This is a genomic window from Caldanaerobacter subterraneus subsp. tengcongensis MB4, from assembly GCF_000007085.1.
In the GTDB taxonomy this organism is placed as follows: Bacteria; Bacillota; Thermoanaerobacteria; order Thermoanaerobacterales; family Thermoanaerobacteraceae; genus Thermoanaerobacter; species Thermoanaerobacter subterraneus.
Window position 1 is genome coordinate 2,616,955 of record NC_003869.1, and the last position, 20,024, is coordinate 2,636,978.

18 protein-coding genes and 4 pseudogenes are annotated in these 20,024 nt (G+C 31.7%); 3 read left to right on the top strand and 19 right to left on the bottom strand.

Annotation, left to right across the window (positions count from 1 at the left end; genetic code table 11):
- Positions 1-139: 139 nt before the first annotated feature.
- From TTE_RS12920 to TTE_RS12960, 11 genes and pseudogenes are all read right to left on the bottom strand, one after another.
- Positions 140-619 carry a hypothetical protein gene (locus TTE_RS12920; protein ID WP_009610288.1) on the bottom strand — a complete coding sequence of 160 codons (480 nt, stop codon included), beginning with the start codon at positions 617-619 and terminating at the stop codon, positions 140-142.
- Between the two features lie 70 nt (positions 620-689).
- Positions 690-1,325, bottom strand: coding sequence for a class I SAM-dependent methyltransferase (locus TTE_RS12925; protein ID WP_009610294.1), 636 nt, complete (start codon positions 1,323-1,325; stop codon positions 690-692).
- 141 nt (positions 1,326-1,466) lie between these two features.
- Entirely contained in the window at positions 1,467-3,020 is a 1,554-nt protein-coding gene (locus TTE_RS12930) for an ABC transporter ATP-binding protein (RefSeq protein WP_011026702.1), read from the bottom strand.
- 1 nt (position 3,021) lies between these two features.
- Positions 3,022-3,153: a hypothetical protein gene (locus TTE_RS14530; RefSeq protein WP_259082404.1), complete on the bottom strand. Its 132-nt coding sequence runs from the start codon at positions 3,151-3,153 to the stop codon at positions 3,022-3,024.
- 4 nt (positions 3,154-3,157) lie between these two features.
- Positions 3,158-3,301, bottom strand: a complete 144-nt coding sequence (locus TTE_RS14055; protein ID WP_162828800.1) for a hypothetical protein — start codon at positions 3,299-3,301, stop codon at positions 3,158-3,160.
- 319 nt (positions 3,302-3,620) lie between these two features.
- Positions 3,621-3,803: a helix-turn-helix domain-containing protein gene (locus TTE_RS12935; protein ID WP_259082545.1), complete on the bottom strand. Its 183-nt coding sequence runs from the start codon at positions 3,801-3,803 to the stop codon at positions 3,621-3,623.
- A gap of 35 nt (positions 3,804-3,838) precedes the next feature.
- The gene (locus TTE_RS12940; RefSeq protein WP_011026704.1) at positions 3,839-4,315 is read right to left on the bottom strand and encodes a DUF2975 domain-containing protein; all 477 of its coding nucleotides are present in this window, start codon (positions 4,313-4,315) and stop codon (positions 3,839-3,841) included.
- A gap of 171 nt (positions 4,316-4,486) precedes the next feature.
- A complete protein-coding gene (locus TTE_RS12945; protein WP_011026705.1) occupies positions 4,487-5,215 on the bottom strand; it encodes a peptidase E in 729 nt (242 codons plus the stop codon).
- A 149-nt stretch (positions 5,216-5,364) separates the two neighbouring features.
- Positions 5,365-6,660, bottom strand: coding sequence for a TldD/PmbA family protein (locus TTE_RS12950; RefSeq protein ID WP_011026706.1), 1,296 nt, complete (start codon positions 6,658-6,660; stop codon positions 5,365-5,367).
- Position 6,661: 1 nt separating this feature from the next.
- Positions 6,662-8,041 carry a TldD/PmbA family protein gene (locus tag TTE_RS12955; RefSeq protein WP_011026707.1) on the bottom strand — a complete coding sequence of 460 codons (1,380 nt, stop codon included), beginning with the start codon at positions 8,039-8,041 and terminating at the stop codon, positions 6,662-6,664.
- Between the two features lie 552 nt (positions 8,042-8,593).
- Positions 8,594-9,816 (bottom strand): annotated as a pseudogene (locus TTE_RS12960) (IS256 family transposase).
- Between the two features lie 109 nt (positions 9,817-9,925).
- Between TTE_RS12960 and TTE_RS14380 the strand changes: the two are divergent.
- Positions 9,926-10,292 (top strand): annotated as a pseudogene (locus TTE_RS14380) (transposase); the annotation flags it as partial.
- Between the two features lie 416 nt (positions 10,293-10,708).
- On the opposite strand, the gene TTE_RS12965 reads toward TTE_RS14380, so the two are convergent.
- Entirely contained in the window at positions 10,709-11,245 is a 537-nt protein-coding gene (locus TTE_RS12965) for a hypothetical protein (RefSeq protein WP_011026709.1), read from the bottom strand.
- A gap of 17 nt (positions 11,246-11,262) precedes the next feature.
- Positions 11,263-12,498 carry a hypothetical protein gene (locus TTE_RS12970; protein ID WP_011026710.1) on the bottom strand — a complete coding sequence of 412 codons (1,236 nt, stop codon included), beginning with the start codon at positions 12,496-12,498 and terminating at the stop codon, positions 11,263-11,265.
- A 422-nt stretch (positions 12,499-12,920) separates the two neighbouring features.
- On the opposite strand from TTE_RS12970, the pseudogene TTE_RS13660 reads away from it, so the two are divergent.
- Positions 12,921-13,294, top strand: a pseudogene (locus TTE_RS13660) (transposase); the annotation flags it as partial.
- A 216-nt stretch (positions 13,295-13,510) separates the two neighbouring features.
- On the opposite strand, the pseudogene TTE_RS14385 reads toward TTE_RS13660, so the two are convergent.
- The 5 genes and pseudogenes from TTE_RS14385 to TTE_RS13000 form a co-directional block, all read right to left on the bottom strand.
- Positions 13,511-14,293 (bottom strand): annotated as a pseudogene (locus TTE_RS14385) (LuxR C-terminal-related transcriptional regulator).
- A 282-nt stretch (positions 14,294-14,575) separates the two neighbouring features.
- Complete coding sequence (locus TTE_RS12985) at positions 14,576-16,237, bottom strand: ABC transporter ATP-binding protein (RefSeq protein WP_011026713.1); 1,662 nt, start codon at positions 16,235-16,237, stop codon at positions 14,576-14,578.
- A 53-nt stretch (positions 16,238-16,290) separates the two neighbouring features.
- On the bottom strand, positions 16,291-17,064 hold the full coding sequence (locus tag TTE_RS12990; protein WP_011026714.1) for an ABC transporter permease: 774 nt from the start codon (positions 17,062-17,064) through the stop codon (positions 16,291-16,293).
- A 4-nt stretch (positions 17,065-17,068) separates the two neighbouring features.
- Positions 17,069-17,860: an ABC transporter permease gene (locus TTE_RS12995; RefSeq protein ID WP_011026715.1), complete on the bottom strand. Its 792-nt coding sequence runs from the start codon at positions 17,858-17,860 to the stop codon at positions 17,069-17,071.
- Positions 17,853-18,869, bottom strand: a complete 1,017-nt coding sequence (locus tag TTE_RS13000) for an ABC transporter ATP-binding protein (RefSeq protein WP_011026716.1) — start codon at positions 18,867-18,869, stop codon at positions 17,853-17,855. The genes TTE_RS12995 and TTE_RS13000 overlap by 8 nt, the downstream gene beginning before the upstream one ends.
- A 245-nt stretch (positions 18,870-19,114) precedes the next feature.
- Here TTE_RS13000 and TTE_RS13005 point away from each other — a divergent pair, with 245 nt between their 5' ends.
- Complete coding sequence (locus TTE_RS13005; protein ID WP_011026717.1) at positions 19,115-19,588, top strand: hypothetical protein; 474 nt, start codon at positions 19,115-19,117, stop codon at positions 19,586-19,588.
- A gap of 155 nt (positions 19,589-19,743) precedes the next feature.
- On the opposite strand, the gene TTE_RS14070 is transcribed toward TTE_RS13005, so the two are convergent.
- Positions 19,744-19,911: a hypothetical protein gene (locus tag TTE_RS14070; protein WP_011026718.1), complete on the bottom strand. Its 168-nt coding sequence runs from the start codon at positions 19,909-19,911 to the stop codon at positions 19,744-19,746.
- Positions 19,912-20,024: the final 113 nt, after the last annotated feature.

A 20,024-nucleotide genomic window follows, 5' to 3' on the forward strand; every position in this document is an offset into this window, starting at 1 on the left:
GTGAATACCTAAATTACAATTTTGTTCAGCCTTAGCAGGTGCTTTAATGAATAGCTGGTATTCTCAAACAAGAGCAAACAAGAGGGACGGTTCTTTTTGTTTGAATTTTGAGAATGAAAGAATTTGAAAAACTTTTTAATCAATATTCTCCATTATTATAGGCATCCAAATAACCCAGGTAAGCATAAAACATAGGTGTTTCATTTTTATAATCAAACTCACTAATTCCTTGTTCAATGAATAATTCTAAAAGCAATCTGTTACAATTTGAATGGATGCATCCTGTTTTTGTTTCAAAAACAACATAAATGATATCTTCCTTTTCATTATTGGATATGTGTGCATAATTTGACTGATAGTACAAATTACTTTTATCATTTTTGAAAAGCTTGTATGCAATGAAATTAAATTCTCTAGCAGTAAGATTTAATCGCTGATTTCGCAAACAATGAACGGCATTTAATATAATGTGCTTCATAATAGACTCTGGCAAATCTGTTGTGGAAATTTCTTTAATATCCACTTTCTGTTTCAAGAAATCAATTAATTCTTCAATACTTTTTTCACCAGGCGTAATTTTATGTTTGTATTTTTTTAGTAAGTCCTCTCTATTATTCATTGTTTCAATCCCTAATTATTAAAATACCATTTTTCACCAGGTATAGTTATTATCAACGTTCAATAATTTATCAATCACTTTTTCTTATAGTCAAAACTCCTGAACAATAAGAAAGCTTTTCAAAATTTACTTTTAAATATGGCAATAACTTAGCCATTTTATCAGCTATAATATAATGTTCCTCATCATCCCATATGTCTTTGTCTTTTTCTTTTGCCTGCAGCATTTCTTCAGTATTTTTAAAAGATACGTCTCCAAATATTATAGCACCATCGTCTTTTAAATTTTTTAACATTTTAGTTATTAATTCTATTTTCTGCTCATCTGTCAAATGATGAATTGCATAGGTACTTATAACATAATCAAAAATTATATTACTAAACTCTTCAGGAAGTCCTTTTGAAAAATCAAATTGTACCAATACTGCATCTGGCATTTTGCTTTTTGATATCTTTAGCATTTCCTCTGAAAAATCTACTCCATATATTTTATGCCCATCATCATATAATCTTTTTGTCAATACCCCTGTTCCAAAACCAATGTCTAAGATTACTTTTTTCTCATTTATTGGGATTTTTTTATAAATTGTATTCAAAACATCCCTATAAGCTGCAAAGGGATATCTATTCTCCCTTTCTGATTTTTTTACATCCATATCATAATCTTTCGCCCATAAATTAAATTCACTATCTCTCAATTCCAACATCCTTTCTTAAAAAATAAATTATTTTTGTTATAATCTCCATAATACACCTTATCTGAAGAATTGTATTACATATTAAAACGATTTTTTAAGTTTAAAAATGCGTAATAGCCATGATTCTCAACTCTTTTTAGTTTATACTCATTAACCTACTACAGATAAAACTACACTTGCTGGAGTAAAAATTTCATCGAAAGTCCCTACTTTTACTACTTCCCCGTCCTCTACAAAAATTATCTTGTCATATTTTTTAAGAACTTCTTCAGAAGTATTATGAGTTATTACCAGTGCTGTCAATCCTTCTATGCTTAAAATGGAATTTTCTATGCTCAAAGCTGTTTTTTTATCCAGTGATGAGGTAGGCTCATCTGAAACCAATATAGGTGTACCTTTGATTAATGCCCGTGCAATGCTTATCCTCTGCCTTTCCCCTCCTGATAAATTACTGCCCTTTTCTCCCACTTCTGTATTTTCTTTATCCGGTAATTTCTCTATAAATTCCTTTAACCCAGATAAGGAAATTGCCCTTTCAATAACTTTTTCATCGTACTCCTTAAAAAGAGTTATATTGTTTTTAATACTTGTATCAAACATAAACACGTTCTGGTGTATCACAGAAATTAGATTGTTGTACAAATCTTCAGTTTTTATATTTCTTATGTCTATTCCGTCAATTAAAATTCTTCCTTCAAAATTGTTATAGTATTTTAAAAGAAGTTTTACTATTGTTGATTTGCCACTGCCACTTGGACCAATAATCGCACATTTTTCTCCTTTCTTTACCGTAAAAGATATATTTTTTAAAGTAGGTTCTTCTCTCCTCCCATAAGAAAAGCTTACATTTTCAAAAACTATTGCGTCATTAAAATCTGTCTTTGAGATAAACTCTCCTTCCTGCTGTTCTTTATCTTCCATAATATCCATTATCTTTTTCTGTATTGATTCTGTCCCTTTCAAAGCATTTACCCTTTCAATAATTCCTATCATGGGATTTACAATATTATTCATTAACTGCACCGCAGCTATCATCAATCCAGGTTCTAAAATGCGCTTTATTACAAGATATGCACCGAGCCCCAGTGAAGCAAAAAACATTAAATATCCAAAGAACTCTGTCAGAGAATTTGCCAAAGCAAGCATTTTTTCAAAGAAAAATCGGTTATCTTCCACTTTTTTATTGTATTTTTTATACTGTCCCTCTACTAATTTTTCCACATTAAAGCTTTTTACTACTTCAAAACCAGATAGTATGTCGTTTGTCTGCACAGTCAAATCAGATAAACTATCTGAAAATTCTCTTTTAGCTCTACTTATTTTTTCTCTAAAAAGATAAGGAATAGCCACAAGAAAAATACTTATAACAAAAACTCCTACAGCGATGAAAAAATTTAATTTAAAAATTGCAACTGTTGCAATTATAAAAGAAAATATTAGCGCTACCATCGTCAATATATTTTTAAAATAATCTTGCTCCAGTATCGTTATATCGTTATTTAATGTGGAAATATACGAAGCGCTGTTGCCTTTCTGGAACTGGTCAATCTCTTTATTTATTACCTTAGAAAATATGTCATTTTTTAAATCAAAAAGCATTTGCCTTATATAGCTTGCTCTTACAATCCTAAGGGAATACCATACAATCAACACAGAAATTAAATACAGCGAAAAAATTATACATGTTTTATATAAAAGTGCCATGTCATAACTCTACTGCTGCATCTACAAAATTTGCTAAAATGAATGCTAACATAACGCTCAAAATACTTTCTGCCAGAGTTAAAATTATATTCCCAGTCAAAAGCAATTTATTTTTGAAAAAGTACTTTTTCACACCCTCACCTCCCAAAAATTTCTCCTAATACAATTCCCATTCCAAATCCTAAGAAAAGACCTCCCATGAAATGACCTAAAAATATTCCTAGGCCCGTACCTATAAACAAGCAGCCTATAAAAATTTTCCCCCTTTTTATAAAATCCAATTGACTACCTCCTATTCTTCATTTTGCCTCTTTAAATTATATAAATTTCAACTTAAATTTTTTAAACTTTGTTGCTTTAATAATAACATTATTTAAATTTCCAGTAAAATTTATTAAAGTAGCAAAAAAGCTTGTTATTATTGATTAAGCCAATTTATCTTTCAAAAACTCTCAATTTCAAACTTTTACTCCTTTTTTCTCTATAAATTAAAAACCCATAGGAAGTAAAATAAACTTACTTCTTATGGGTTTACTCAAAAGCCTTTTTTCTGTCCCCAAGCACCTTTGCTTATCAATATAAGGCAACGCAAATAGCTCTTCATTCATCTTCTACATACTCTAATATATCTCCTGGCTGACACTCTAAAACTCTACAAATAGCATCCAAAGTCGAAAAGCGAATAGCTTTGGCTTTGCCTGTCTTTAAAATTGACAAATTTGCCATCGTTATGCCGACTTTTTCTGAAAGTTCTGATAGCGTCATCTTTCTTTTCGCTAACATTACATCAAGATTAACTCTAATCACAATCCAACCTCCTAAATTGTCAGGTCATGTTCGTTTTTTATTTCTATAACCTTTATTAAAAGAGCTTTAATCACTCCTGCCGCAGATGCTATAATAAAAGACATAAAAATTATACCCACACCTAATAAAAATAGGCTCGGATGTAAGGCGTTGTTAAAGATGAGATATACCATGCCTATTACATAAAGTAAAATTATAGCAATGGACGAGTAAAATATATAAGTGAGAGATTTGTTGGTATATTCTGTAAAAGCTTTATCCTTCTCAATAAGTCTTAAAATAACAAAGCCATTGTATACACCTATATAAAAAGGAATGCATGTAAGATAAATACCAAATAGAAGAGGATATTTTAGATAGGCGTATTCTGGATTTTGTTCAGCTAATGTATTTGCTACACTTGGAAGCCAGAAAATAGACAGCATAAGTATTACAAAGCCTATAACCACCAAAGAAATTTTTAATAAATTTAACATCCACTTTTTCATAACTACACCTCAATTTCAATTATTTTACTCACATTATGACACATAATTTATTGAAAATCAATATATTTTTATCGATAAACAATAAAAATAATCAAACAAAGGGACGGTTCTTTTTGTTTGAAGTTTGAAAATCAAACAAGAAGAACCGTCCCCGGTGTTTGATTTTAATATCTAACTTAGCAAATTAAATGGAAGGTAATCGTCATTCTTTATCTCTTCAACAAACAATTTATCTCTTCTTCTTTTAAATACATAGGCATGAGCATTTTCAAAAGACTTAATAATTCTAAAAGTATCTTCTATGATTTCAATTGCACAGCCATTCTCTAATCCTATTCCTGTACCATCAAAGTTCATCATAAATTTTTCAAAATATTCCCTTCTATTTTCTTCGTCGAGATGAGGACATAGTATGGCATCAAAAAGCCCCAAACCCTCAACTTTAATATAACTCCATGTTTCTACATCCTGAAATCTTAGTGAATCACTAAAACCGTATTTGAACCAGCATATAGCTCCTGCACTCAATCCTGAAAGTACCGTTCCTCTCTGATAAGCATCAATCAACATCTTGTCAACACCTTTGGACCTCCATATTTCCATCATCCTCTTTGTGTTACCACCGCCAACATAAATCAAATCTGCCCACAAGATTTTATCTTCTATTAGCGTCCTATCCAAACTATCTTTTATTAAAAACAAAACATCTGTCTTGCATCCAAGCGTTTTACCATAGACAAGGTCAAAACTTTCACAGTAACCTTCAGGTTCTCCGCTCGCAGTTGGTATAAAAAGAGCTTTTGGATTGGCTTTACCAGTTAGTTTAACTATTTCTTCATCTATTTTCAAAGTTTCAAATTTTGAAATCTCTCCTCCCCCTATGGCAACAACTTTTTTCATATACTCACTCCTCTATAAATTAATTAATGTTATCGTCATTCCTTATGTGTTCTTTGAATAGCGGATATCAAACTTCCACACAAAGGGAATGGTTCTTTCTGTTTGAAAGTTTGAAAATCAAACAAAGAGAACCGTCCCTGGCGTTTGATTTATTTTCCTGATATGGTTACCCCTTTCACGCTAATCCATGGGAGTACCTGCCACCCAAAATTGACTTGTTCTTTGGAGATTGCAGTTATATTCTTCAACATCTCTGCAATGTTGCCAGAAATCATCGTTTCACTTATAGGATATTTTATTTTGCCATCTTCAATCAGATAACTATTTTTTGCAACCCCGGAAAAATCACCGCTGTCACTTGGATACCCTCCTGAAAATCTCATAAGCAATATACCTTTTTTTACAGATCTAATCATATCATCAAGTGCTGTTTCACCTGGTTCAATTACAAAAGCACCTCCATCATTATAGGCATATTTTAATCCTGTCTTTTTTGAACCATAAAGACTTAATAAAAAGTTTTTTAATACGCCTTTGTCAATAATGGTTATATTTCGAGCTTCGTACCCATCCTTCGTGACAAAATAGCCACTACAAATTTCCTCCGATACAGGACAAGAATGAACAGTCAAAAGAGGGCTTGCAATCTGCTTTTCAAGCTTATCTTTATATATACTGGTTCCAGATATTATAGAATTGTCTGATAGCGACCTTGTGAGGAAATCTAATATATCATTTACAGCATCAGGAGAAATTATGACATCACCTACAAATTTACCTTCTACAGGTCTTGTGTTTGTCTGCTCTTCTAATTGTTTTAGTAAAATGTCTAGAGTGCCACAATTTAATAGCTCTTTATCAAGGTTTTTTAAAGAAAAACTTGTATAGTTAAAAGAGGAGGTTTTATCCTGGTCCTTTGATGAAAACATTGCAAAAAAGTTATATACACCTTGATTAGAAACATAATCAACACCATTGGAATTTACAAAATAACTTTGTTTATACTCATGATATAAAAAAGCTTGAATCAGTATAATTTTGGGATATTTTTCTTTTATTTGTTTGACTAATTCATTCATCCTGTAATACATCATTTCTAAATCTGGAGTTCTATCCCCTGATGAAAATACTTTGGGTGGTTGATATTCGGCTATGTCATTTGCCTCATCTTCAGGTGACGCCTCTGCAACTAATATAACATCTTGTGCTGCAGAATCAATTGATTGAATATCGGATTTATTTATTGAAATAGTACCTTTTTTCTTATCTTTTATAGCTGTTAAAACTATATCCGTATCAAAGGTTGTTCTTACCATAGTAAATTCATTAGCTTCAAGGTTGACTTCATGCTTTTCTGTAAAAGTGAGATTAACTTGGGATTTCTGAGCACCTGCTCTATTTAAGGCTTCAAGAGTATAGTTGACTATCTCCTTTTGGCTCATCATCTTACCTACCCCCTATGTTGATCTGGCATTTGATTGCAGGACCGGCCATTCCAACGGGCATAGGCTGTTTTTTACCACACCAGCCACTGCTTATCCATTTTATTTCATTAGAGACCATTGTCACCGTTTTGAGTACATCAAAAGCTACTCCCGAAATTGTTGTATCCTTTATGGCTCTACCTAACTTTCCATTTTTGATCTCATAACCCAATGTCACACCAAACATAAATTCGCTTGTAGTATCAGCCTGCCCATTGCTTGCTTTTACAAGATAATATCCATCATCAATAGACTCGATCATTTTCTCCAACGTATCATTTCCAGGTAAAATAGCTGTATTCCTCATTCTTATTAGAGGTTCATCAGAAAATAAATATGCCCTTGCATTACCTGTAGGCTCCACACCGAAGTACTGCGCACTTTCTTTGTTATGCATATAGCTTTTTAAAATTCCATTTTCTATTAGTATCGCATCTTTTGCTTCTGTCCCTTCATCATCTATGAATACTGGAACAGGGCAAGTTTCGTCAAAACAAGTGTTAGCAAAATCAACTATGCTAATCAAAGGGCTTGCAACTTGTTCTCCTATTTTCCCATAAGCTACAGAGCCTCCTAAGACAAGGTCTGCTTCTACTGTGTGGCCAATGGCTTCATGGGCAAGGACACCCGCAATATCTGCATCAATAATGCAGGTTTTTATACCCGGCTCAGGCAGCACTCCTTCACTTTTATTTACTAAATGACGATAAAGTTCATCAATTTTTTCTTCAAAATCCGAAGGTGATGAAAAAACATCCTCAAATTGCCCTCGCCCTCCGTAGGCATCAGTAATTGTAACAGGTTCCCCATTTTTTATTAGAGATAGTGAGATGTAAATATTACTTCTCGGAATCATAGCTTTTAAATAAGAACCATCTGATGTCAAAAGATATTTTTCTATATCAAGGGTGTTCAAAAATATTTTTCTACTGGCAATTTTGGGATATTTGCGAGATACCATCTCATCTATCTCTCTTAGAAAATGTATCAACTCTTTTTGGGTCAAACGAGATTTCTTAGTTGAAAAATCCTTTTCTATACTGGCAGGCCTTGAGGGAAGAGGTCCTTTTCTTTTATTCACTTTAGCATCTAAAAATTTAGCATTATCTGTAGCTTCTTTTATTACCTTCTTAATGGCCTCCTCGCTTATTTCTGCATGTGAAGCAAACCCCCATGCACCATTTAAATAAGCGCGAGCTGATACACCGCTTGTTGATGACTGAGAATTCTTCACAATGTTCCCATTCACAAAAGTAATATTAAGCTCAGTATTTTTCTGCACTCTAAGTTCTGTATAGACAGAAAATAATTCTTTATACTGGTATAAATCAATAGTTTTCAAACATATCCCTCCCTAAAACTTTAATTATTTAATGTTGTGCTTAAATAATAAAAAATATAGATTAAAAATTTTAATTTATATTGCTTTAATAATAGCATTATTTAAATTTCCAGTAAAACTTGTTAAAACATCAAGAAACCGACATTTTGCTTGATTTATCTACTTTATCTCTTTATTACTTGCAATTTCAAAGTTTTATTTCTAATTTCTATAGTAGAAAGTACTCTATTTTTTGAATCCTATTTACTGTTTACAAGTACGTAAGCTCATTTAATTTTTCTATTTATATGAAGTTTTACTATGAAAAATGTAACAACGCTAACCATAAAAGCAATTAAGAAAAATAAACTATAAACACCTGGCAAAACGGTCAAGTCCAAATTTTTGTGTAAAATCCCCCTGGTTAGAACATGAACCTTCTTTATCACCACCGTTCAATTCATTGTACTGCTTCCGCCCCATGGTGTCAAGGATACGCTACGCCGGGCTTTTGCCCGTCCTTGACACCATGGGGCTCCAGCAGTTATCAAAAACTAACGGTGGTGATAAAGGTCATTTTATTGAAATAACCTTATCCTTCGCTTTTTTTGAAATTTCTTTTTGCCACTCGAAATACTCAGTCATATCTAAATACTTCCTCCCTGAAGCCCATTTTTCATCTTGTTCCATTAACAATGCTCCTATTAGACGAATGCCAGATTCTCGACTTGGGAATATTCTTATAACTCTTTCACGACGACGAATTTCTTCATTTAGACGCTCTAACATATTAGTAGTGCGAAGTCTCCTTCGATAAGGCTCAGGAAGTTCTAAAACCGCTATTGCATCTTCAAACCCTTCTTCTAAAATCTCCATTGCTTTAGGAGCTTTATCTCTATATTCATCTAATACTTGATTTAATAGCATTCTCGCTGTTCTGGGATCTGGTGCTTCAAAATAGGCTTTCATTTGGCATGTAATTCTTTTTGTAAAGCTTTTGGAGTCTTATCAAGGATATTTCTCATAAAATGTGTTTGGCACCTTTGCCACGTAGCTCCCTGGAAGTGTCGACAAATGGCTTGTACAAGTCCACTATGATGATCGGAAACTACCAAATCAACTCCATGGAGCCCTCTCTGCTTCAGCCATGAAAAGAATTCACTCCAGCTATCTTCTGATTCACTGTCTCCTATCATAAGGCCTAATACTTCTCGTAAGCCTTTTCATTTATGCCTACAGCAATTAATACGCTGCGTTGACAAACACGTCCCTCTTCTCTTACTCTTACACCTGGCATCAACTATAACAAAGGGAAAGCTTTTTTCTCTTAAAGGTCTTGAATTCCACGCTGTAATAATAGGATCGAGATTTTTGCAAAGCTCGGAAATTGTGGATTTTGAAAATTCAGTTCCACAAAGTTCATAAGTGATTTCTTCGATTTTTCGGGTAGATACTCCATTAACCACCATCTCCATTAGTGCCAACAAAAGGGCCTGCTCACTTCTCTGGTAACGGTTAAAAAGGTCAGTGGTAAATTTGCCATTGCGGAGTCTTGGAACTCTTAAGGTGAGAGTTCCAACTCTGGTAATTAAACTTCTTGAATAATAACCATTACGATAATCCTGTCTTTCTTCTGTCCTTTCATAAGGTTCAGCTTTAACTTGTTCAGTAGCCTGAGCTGCTAAAATTTGATTAAGTACAGACTCTAATAATTTAGCTAACTTTTCATCTTTTGTTCCTTTTACAAAAAGATAATGCAAAATTTCAGAATCTATGGTAATATTGTATTGAGCCATTTCCTATCCCTCCGGTTAGATTTTTTGGTTCGTTTCTATTTCTATTCTAACCAGGGGTGGGGAATGGCTCAACTCCTTTTTACACAATTATATAGACTTAACTGTTTAACCTTACAGTTCTAACAACAGAGTAGAAGAAAGAGAAAACATTTTAAATAGTGATTTTTCTACCACTACAATTAATCAAAAGTGGGTTACTGATATAACATATATTTATACTGTTAAGGACAAATGGTGTTACCTTGCGACAGTAATAGATCTTTATACCAAGAAAGTCCATTGGCTATGCGTTTTCTAAAACGATGGATACAGAGCTGGCTATTCGTGCTGTAGAAAATGCCTATAATGCTCAAAAACCACAGGGAGAGCTTATACTTCATAGTGATTTAGGTTTACAGTATACAAGCGCCAAATTTCAAGAATATATGTTATCCAAAGGTAACATAAAACACTCATTTAGTCACAAAGGATGCCCAGAAGGATATCAAATTTATGTACAAATTTGTACATTTTTATTTTCCACTTTTCGTACATTCTTATTTTATCATTTACACCATCTCCTTTAATTTGAAAATTTTTGTCATAAATTCTTCCTCTATAACATAAATGAAAATAATCTACTGGATTCGCAAAAACTATCCCTCTATCGATGCCATGTTTCTAGTGTAATTATCATAAATACTTTTCCCTTTGCTTTGTGTTTGTTTATCATGATAGTAGCCCCACCCCTAAGCATTCTTACAACTTTCCAATCCTCTGAAATGTTTTGTAGATTGGAGGGATATTTTGCCATGGGGTGGGTCAATTTAAAAACGTCGAAAATAAATTATTTTTAATTCGCTATTAATACTTAAAAATAAGTCATAGCAAAAACTATTTTATTAATGTACAGCTATTTGATATCATCTGTTTTATCATCTACTACCTTTATGGAAAAATAATATACCCCTCTACCAAACGAATAATCAACCATAAGACTGTACACGTATATTCCCGGTTCACTCGGTAAGTTAAAAGATGGCGTTTTTATGTATTCAGATTTTTGTTCGAAAAAAGTCTCGGAAACTTTTTTGTAATTCCCATTCTTTTGCCTTTCAAATACTACACAATACAAGGGCTTTTCTCTAAAAAGTATACTTATTTCATCATTGGGTAAAGCAATTGTGGGATTGAGAATTATATCTATTAATGATTGTTCTCCTCCACAGAAGTTATACTTCTGCTTAAACCTGCTATTATATTCAATTCTCACAATAACAAGAGGAATTTCAGCAATTTTAATTTTCTTAGTAAAAGGATCTTGTAACGTCACAATAGGTTCAGGTATCTTTATATATTTGCTTTCAATAACCCAGAATAAGTATGATGAAGCAGCTATTATTACTAAAGAAATAGAAAGCATTAGCAAAAACATTTTCTTATTTCTCATATTATCATTCCTTTAAACTAATGTGGTATTACATATGTTTTACTAGTTGATGGATATACAAGATATGTCTTATATTTGGTAGTAAATTTCCTTGTTAACGCAGAATTGGTTGATGAAGTATATGTTGCATCAACACTATATATTATATTTGAAAATATAGAAGGAATTTTTGCTGCTCCCTGAATAGTTAAGCCATTAGAATAGCTAACTTCTATTGATTGGCCCCCTTGAATAGTAATATATCCTAATCTATAAGCATCAGATATATGAGCAGGGGTGCACATAGGTTCATATGAATCGTATTTATTTATGTAGCCATTCCATTGTCTAGGAACAAGAACTGTCATTACGTTTCCATAATTGTCCATCCACTTCTGTTCGTAGAATTCAAAACCTGTTCTATATTCCCTGTGAGTACCTGGATAAGTACCCTCTGCCGATTCATTCCTAGCTGTAATGGTACTTCCTGAACTATAAGAAACTGAGATAACAGAGCTTCCAGATAGTTTCACAACTCCATACGATGATTTAGACATGTCAAATGAAGATTGTACTCCGTCACATATATTTACATAGGCTACAGTTGTTTCTCTATCTCCTAAATCTTTTTCTGAAACCAAAAACCAACTGGGAACTTCATTTGGTGTTATTACAGCCCCATCATTCAAATATAAAGAATTTGTAGCTGGTATTTTATTTGCCTCTTTGGCATTTTCACTTATTTTAAAATTTTTTATGTCTTTAAATTTTACTGTTTCTATTTTTTTAGGAATATCCGTATCCTTTCTAAGTATCTCATTATCTGTTAAAAGATCCAGATTTTTGTCATTAGCAATTAAATATGACACTGTCATACCTTCAACAGCCATTTCCGTATCGTTTCCAGCAAAAATTATATAATGAAGATCTATCACGCTTACATTTTTGGACCTAAATAAATTCTTTATATCTGATTTGTTATATGTAATTTTAATTTGAACTTGTCCATTTTCATCAGTTTTACCTAAAAAAACATTTTCATTCATATCCAGTGAATAAACTTGAACATATCCATTTTTCAACGGTAAACCATCAGAGGTGAGAATCGTAATTGTTTTGACAAGAAAAAATGTCTCAGAAATATTATTAGCTATATTATCAACAAAACTATTTCCAATATTGGCAAAAACGAGATTACCAGTTAAAATCGGAATAAGTAATGTACCCAAAATTAACATAATTAATTTTTTGAAATTCTTAAATCTTCTAACCATTTAATTATCATCCTTTCATAATAATACTTTTTAAATTGGTATTCCTTAAAAAATGGTTCGCTTCTCCCTATTTAATATTATTTTCACCTCCTGCTTTTGGAATTGTAATCTCAAATTAAACTTAATCTCACTGAATAAAACTAAGCTACAGCTCTTTTATCATCACCTCCCAAATATTACATAATAGACTTGTGCAAAATCAAAAGCCTTCATTTAAGCCATTCTACAGACATGCTTTTTTCCTATCGCTCTTGAATTTTTTATCTTTTATGTAGGATTTCCCCTCCCATTTGTCGAATTATCATATATACAGCATGAAAATGTTTTTAAGAGGGAGAAAATCCCACATGTACCAGCTTTAATTACTTTTAAATATACCTGAATTCTTTACCTCTCAGTCTAAAATTGATTTCTATTCTTCTATGTTTAAAAATCTAGACTTGTCTTCAATACCTGAATCCCCTTCCTCTAGTCCTAGCCGTAAGGGTTATTCTCATCATGCAATGTTTAGAACTTTTATTGTTATTAAGCTTTAAGATTCGGTACAATTTCTGACCTCCTAGATTATCTCCGCAATAATCTTATCATTGCTCATCTTTGTGGCTTCAATATTTTTAAACCTCTTCCTTCTTATTGGACTTTCCGCCGTTTTATTAATGAGTTCTATCATGATTATTTAACTACTATCTTTCAAAATCAGGTTAATATCCTCAAAAATATGGGCATTATCTCATGTGAGTTTATTTCCATGGACTCTACCCCTATTAAAGCTAATACTAAGTTAAATAACCCTAAATACTTATTAGACTGGTACATAATGTTTTATTAAAGCCACAAAAACCATATTATTGTTTATATCCTTCTTGATCTACCAAACTTTTCTACAGTTATCATAATATACATTTTTCTCAATGTCTACTATATTTTAGTATAGTTTTTATTACATTTCCAGTTAATGTTTACATAAATAAACAAAAAAACTATAAACTATACAAAAGTATAGTCTCAAACTTTAATTAATATCTACCAATCCCAACTTAACTGCTTTTATAACTGCCTCTTGAATGTTTTTTACCTCAATTTTTTCTACTATTTTCTTTTTGTGATATTTCACAGTCACAACCTCTATTCCAAGAACTTTTGCTATGTCTAATTCTCTGTATCCCTTTGCCTCTAATGCCAGTATTTTTATCTGGCTGTCATTTAATCTTACCTTTATCTCATTTAGCTCTTTTTCTTTTATCCTCTTTTCATATTCAATTGCTATTTTCTCAGCTAACAGCTTTATTACCATCAATACTTCATCCGCAATTTTTTTATCAATAGTTGATATATCAACATAACCTATTATTTCACCATCTTCTACTATTATAGGTTAAGCAATGCAGTGCCATTTTTTCAATATGTCACAGTAGTGCTCCTGAGGCTTTATATACACTACCCTCGTCAATCGCATTGCCATTGAAATTGCATTTGTTCCACAGCTTTCCTCTTTAAAAGATACTCCCGGTTCAAAGCCTGAATTTTTTATACACTCTTTTTCTTTTGTGCTACATTTTACATCCAATAAATATCCTTCACTGTCAGCAAGTAAAAATAGATACTCACCTTTTACCCAATCTTCTTCTACACTCATATGAAAGGCTTCTATCAGTTCTTGATATTTTTGTATTTTTTCTTGTAAATCTTTTTGATTTAATAAAATCAATGGAGAAATTATTGAAGGGGCAATGCCAATTTTCCTGCATCTCTCATATGAAGAAATCAGTTCCTCTTGTGGGCATGAAAAATTCACTTTTTATACCCCCAAAATTTTAAAACGGCTTTTTTAATATTATACAATATTTTTAATAAAATTTGTGAAATTTGGAACGAAAGTGTCATTTTGGGGAACGAAAATGCATTTTTCGCCTAATATTTTACAATTAGAAATTACAAAAAATTGAGGAGAATAACCTCCTATTACTGTTATTTCTGGCTCAATTATACACCGTTAGTGACAATTACATGCCCACTCATCTTTCTCCTCTGTCTTTCATAAATTTAAAAATTAATCAAAAGTAAAATTATTAACCTTCTAAAAAGTTCCTTGATTAATAGGAAACTTAATTATTTTATCCGCAATATTTGACAAACTAGGGTCATGTGAAATCACAATAATAATTTTATTTCTCTTAATCTCGGTCAGTGTCCTCATAAACGTGGATATTCCTTCACTATCTAATGCATTTGTAGGTTCATCAAATATGAACACATCTGCTTCTTTTAGTAAAGACCTTGAAATTGCTATCCTCTGTCTTTCGCCTCCTGATATATTAGACGATTTTTCATTGATTTCTGTATCATATTTTTTATCAAAAGATTCAATAAAATCCAATAAATGAATCTTACGTATTTTATTCATAAATTCTTCTTTATTCAGGTCTTTTTTGCCATAAACCAGATTGTTATATATGGTATCTTCTAAAAGATAAGGATGCTGCTCCGTAAAAGAAATAAGTCTTTTCCTTACAGAATACATATCCAGCTCTTCTATAGGAATTCCGTCATATAAAATTTTTCCATTTTTAGGTTGATATATTCCAAGCAGTGTGTGCACAAATGTAGATTTACCTGTACCATTTTCACCCACTATCAGATAAATATTGCCTCTTTCAAAACGACAAGAAACATTATTAAAAATCTCTTTTTCACCTATTAACACTGTTAAATTTTTGCATTCTATTACATTTATGTCATCAATAATTTTACTGCCATTGTGCTCTTTTTCCATACTGATAAGTTCATTTATTCTGTCCTTTGCAACTTTATATTTCTGATAGGATTTCCCACTTTCAATAATACTTGCGACTCCTGGTATTAAAATTTGTACATAGATAATAGCAGTAGTTAAATTGCCAATGGTAGTTGTACCTTTCCCCAAGGATATACCCAGTACAATTATTACAATAGCAAAAAACAGGCGAGTCATTAAATTTGAAAGATTGGATATCCAAAAGTCATACCTTAAAAATTTAATAGAAGACTTTACAAATGGTATGCTTGCTTTTAAAAATTCACTGTCAATTTCCTCATACCATGAGTTAATCTTTATTACCAGTATATTAAACAATTGCCTCCCTATCCTTGAAAAAAATTCAGCTTGTTTTTCCAACATATCTTTATTCAAAGAATAATAACGAGCTTGAGAAAGTTTGTAAAACAGCACATACATTGACACAATTAGCAGAGATAAAAATCCCAGCAGTGTATTTATGCTAAACAGTATTGGAATGAGTACTATTATTTTTAATATCTCTATTGCTGCATAAGGGAATTTCTCTACAACACAGTCTGATATAGTAACAGAATCATTATTAATTCTCTGCGCCAGATACTGTCCGTTAACGCTTGATATTTTTTCATAAGGTAGCCTTTTGACCTCATACATAACGTCAGATTCAATATCTATTAGCATATAATTTGAAATTTTTACGTTTAGATAGTAAGCTATGTACATGCTTACAAATTCTAAAATTATCAATAGGGTAAATTTCAATAAAAATTCTCTGATAGTCAAATTCACGCTGCTTTCAACTTTTGTTATATAATCTATGTACATTCCAATATATGTAGGGATATATATCAAAATTGCAGTGTAAATTAATCTAACAAATATTAAAAAAGCATAACCGTATTTATACTTATTAAGATATGGAACAATTCTAAACTTTACCTCTTTAAATCTATAGTCTACCATACTAACCTCCTCTTTCAATAAAAACATAAAACAACAAGGAAACTTTTAAGACTCTATCCCCTTCCCTGATATTTTACAAGACCTCTTTGCCAGAGTGTAAGTGATATTCCTGAAAATACAAGTAATAAAATTGCCTGGTAAGCAAATATTTCTTGAAAGCTTGAAAGTCCAATTAATATTCTTGCAGGAAAAGATGAAAATATTATAACAGGTATAATAGTCATAAATACTTTCCTTATAATGCCTGAATATATTACATCAGGATATTTAGCAAATTCCATTAAATCATCGTATATGTAAAACATATTGTTTACCTCATAAAACCAAAAGGAAAGAAGGCTTATACAAAAATTTGAAATAGTATATATGATTAAAGATAAAATAAGTGAAATTATATAATAAACTAAGTTCATGCCTGCATGAATGTCATTCATCTTAAGTCCATAAATTAAAAGTATAAATCCAGGCAGTACCCTCCATACTCTTCCAATATTCACTCTTTTAAGTAATATAAATGCAATTGTATTTACAGGCTTTAATAGGTAAATCTCCAAATTCCCTTCCTTTACAGTTTCAGGTAAACTCAATATACCTCCTCTAAAGGTCATGTTATAGACCTCAATAAGGATAAAATAGGTCCCAAGTAAGACATACACATCCCCTATATTCCAGCCTACTATTTCATTGACATTTAAATATATAACTCTAAAAAGCAAAAGGATACCAATTAAATAAACCAGTTGGGTAAAAAAGTTGAAGAATGCATCAACCCTAAAGGCCAAATCCATTTTTAGCCTCAATTTAAAAAGGGACTTTATAAACCTCATTTTATTATCCTCCCGACGCAGTAAATCTCCTACTTCCTATTTTAAAGACTAAATGGCTTAATGATACTAAAACAAATATCCAAATTGCCATTGAAACAAACTCAAAAACAATATCTAATCCCGATATTTTCCCTAAAAATATTTGTGCTGGTACATAGCCGCAAAACTTAAAGGGCAAAAAAAGCCATAGGCTTTTAGCTGGCAGCAAATCCAGCGGAATCAGCATACCAGATAAAAGTGCAACAATCCCTTCAGAAAAATATATAATGTATGTACTTCTCTCAAACCAAAAACTCAAAAGGTTAAGTATATAACCATAACTAAACCCTATTACTATTCCACCCATCCAAAATAAAATACTTAAAAAATATGTACTGGCTTCCTTTGGAATTACAACATAATCTTTTAGTATAATTGATACCACTATAACTCCTGCGATTCCAAAGATCCACTGTAAAATCCATGAGCCAATAAGCCTAAAAAGATAAAGAAGATAATGGTTCACGGGCTTTGTAAGCCAAAGGCTTAAACTTCCATCTTTTATACTTTCCCCTATTTCTATCCAAGCAGAATAAGGAGTATTCATTACAAAAAATTGTGTCACAATAAAATATGTAACCATATCTGAAAGGTTATATCCTCCAATGCTTCCTCCATGGGAAAGTATTGTCTTCCAGAGGAAGAAAAGGGCTAAAGGCGGAATGAGGACAACTGTTAAGTAAAATAGTGAATTTGCTTTGTATTGAAGCATTCTCTTTATTTCACATTTTGCACCTTCTAAATACAGTCTAATCATTTTCCTTCCCCTCACTGTAGAATCTATACACCACTTCTTCTAATGTTGGATCCATAATCTCAATATCTGAAATATTGTATTTGTTTAAAATTTCTTTCGCCACATCCTTTGAAATGCTTTCTTCTGCACTAATTGTAAGGCAGTTTTCTTCCTTTGATATGACCGATACACCTTCTATACTCAGGAATTTCTTTTCTAGACTTTCATCAAATACCTCATCAAAACAGATTTTTATAAATTTCCTGCCAAATATTTTTTTCTTCAGCCCCTCAATATCTCCATCATATAATTTCCGACCTTTATCAATCATTATAACCCTTGAAGCACATTTTTCTATATCTTTCATATTATGGCTTGTGAGGATTACAGTAGCCTTATAATCCTTTACATACTCTTTTAAAAAATTGTGAAGTTCATTTTGTGAAAATATGTCAAGCCCTAAAGTTGGTTCGTCTAATAAAATTAACTTCGGTTCCCACAGCAAATTTGCAACTATCTCCACTTTTTTTCTCTGGCCATGGGAGAGGTTCCTCACAGGACTTTTTAAAATATCTTCTATCTTCATCATTTCAGATAGTTTGTTTACTCTCTTTTTGTATTCGCTATACGAAAGATTGTAAATTTCTTTTATGAAATAAAAACCGTCTAAAACAGGTAGGTCCCATGCTACCTCTTCAAGAAATCCCCTTGATGCCATAATAAAGCTTATTTTAGATAAAAATTTTTTACTCCTTTTGTATGGAATTTCATCAAGCACTTTAACTTCTCCTTCTGTAGGAAAAAGGACTCCTGCAAGAATTTTTAAAGTAGTAGTTTTCCCTGCACCATTTGGCCCTATATACCCTACAATTTCTCCTTCTCCTACATTGAAAGAAACTCCTCTTAATGCTTCAACTTCTTCATATAAAGGTTTAAATATACTCTTTACACTTTCTATAAGGCCCGCCTCTTTCACCTGTCTTCTATAAATTTTTGTAAGATTCTTTACTTCAATTACATAACTACTCATTTTTCTCCTCTGCCTTTCAAAATTTAAAATTAATCCTATAAGATTTGATACTATTTTTATGCCAAATAAAATTATAGCTTTACAAATTTATTTTACCATTTCTTCATTTGACAGTAAAATAACAATAGAAACAGTAAGTCTTCATTTGCTTGTCAATTTTTTGTTTTACAACTTTACATTTTGTTACCTTAATATAGAATATACGGTAGAAATTCTTTTTAAAAAATATGAAAGGAGATATTACGATGTTTAGCAGATACTCTTTTTTTATCATGACACTACTACTTATCGTAGGACTCTTCTTATTAGTTGGATGTTATAGCCAACCTTCAAATAAACCTGATTCCAATGAACAACAAAGTGAATTAGACGGCAAATCCAAGGAAACTTCTCCTGAAGCTTATGTACTGTCGCTGTTTAAAGGTGATGAAACGAGTGAAGCTAATGCAAAAAAGATAATATCAACACTTCCAAAACTCAATTGGTCCCTTTATGAAAAACAAAGTAATGGCGGTGCCATGAAACTTCTCACATGGCTCTATGAAAGAAAATGCGATAATATGGATACAAAAGATATAACAAATATTTTGAAAGCAACTCAGGGTCTTGACGACGCTTTTGCAGAACAATATGCAAATATAGTTGGTAAACTCTGTTACAATAATTTAGAGAGATTTATAGATGCACTTACCACTTTAGAAGATAAACAGACAATGTAAATTTATAAATTCCTTGAATATAATTTCAGTTACGAAGGCGTGATAGATAAAGATTCTCTTAAAAAGCAATTAAATACTCTTTTAAATTCACCAAAAACAACAAAAGTGCAGAAAGAAGTTATTCAAAAGCTTATTGGTATTTTGCAATAAACTTGTCATTCAATTTTCTGAAATACTCCATGTACCTTTGGTTCTCTTTCTTCTACTAACATGTATTGTTGCATTACTTTTTTATCATTTATATAGGAGGGCTTTACGTTAATGTACGTCACTATCCCAAGTAAAAAAGCTACTAATGCCAATAAAGCTATAGCTTTCTTCAATTTTCCTCATCCTCCCAAATTTTCTTTCAATTTTATCCTACCATTCTTACCTCTTTTCAGTAAAATGGCAAAATTGTTTATAAGCCTTTCCAATATTTCGTTTTGGCGAAGTT

Excerpts from the sequence above, each read along its gene's own strand:
- TTE_RS12945 (WP_011026705.1), bottom strand. The coding sequence starts at position 5,215 with ATGAAAAAAGTTGTTGCCATAGGGGGAGGAGAGATTTCAAAATTTGAA.
- TTE_RS12985 (WP_011026713.1), bottom strand. The coding sequence starts at position 16,237 with ATGGTAGACTATAGATTTAAAGAGGTAAAGTTTAGAATTGTTCCATAT.
- TTE_RS12925 (WP_009610294.1), bottom strand. The coding sequence starts at position 1,325 with ATGTTGGAATTGAGAGATAGTGAATTTAATTTATGGGCGAAAGATTAT.
- TTE_RS12950 (WP_011026706.1), bottom strand. The coding sequence starts at position 6,660 with ATGATGAGCCAAAAGGAGATAGTCAACTATACTCTTGAAGCCTTAAAT.
- TTE_RS12940 (WP_011026704.1), bottom strand. The coding sequence starts at position 4,315 with ATGAAAAAGTGGATGTTAAATTTATTAAAAATTTCTTTGGTGGTTATA.
- TTE_RS12965 (WP_011026709.1), bottom strand. The coding sequence starts at position 11,245 with ATGAGAAATAAGAAAATGTTTTTGCTAATGCTTTCTATTTCTTTAGTA.
- TTE_RS13005 (WP_011026717.1), top strand. The coding sequence starts at position 19,115 with ATGTTTAGCAGATACTCTTTTTTTATCATGACACTACTACTTATCGTA.
- TTE_RS12930 (WP_011026702.1), bottom strand. The coding sequence starts at position 3,020 with ATGGCACTTTTATATAAAACATGTATAATTTTTTCGCTGTATTTAATT.
- TTE_RS12990 (WP_011026714.1), bottom strand. The coding sequence starts at position 17,064 with ATGAGGTTTATAAAGTCCCTTTTTAAATTGAGGCTAAAAATGGATTTG.
- TTE_RS12995 (WP_011026715.1), bottom strand. The coding sequence starts at position 17,860 with ATGATTAGACTGTATTTAGAAGGTGCAAAATGTGAAATAAAGAGAATG.
- TTE_RS12935 (WP_259082545.1), bottom strand. The coding sequence starts at position 3,803 with ATGTTAGCGAAAAGAAAGATGACGCTATCAGAACTTTCAGAAAAAGTC.
- TTE_RS12920 (WP_009610288.1), bottom strand. The coding sequence starts at position 619 with ATGAATAATAGAGAGGACTTACTAAAAAAATACAAACATAAAATTACG.
- TTE_RS13000 (WP_011026716.1), bottom strand. The coding sequence starts at position 18,869 with ATGAGTAGTTATGTAATTGAAGTAAAGAATCTTACAAAAATTTATAGA.
- TTE_RS12970 (WP_011026710.1), bottom strand. The coding sequence starts at position 12,498 with ATGGTTAGAAGATTTAAGAATTTCAAAAAATTAATTATGTTAATTTTG.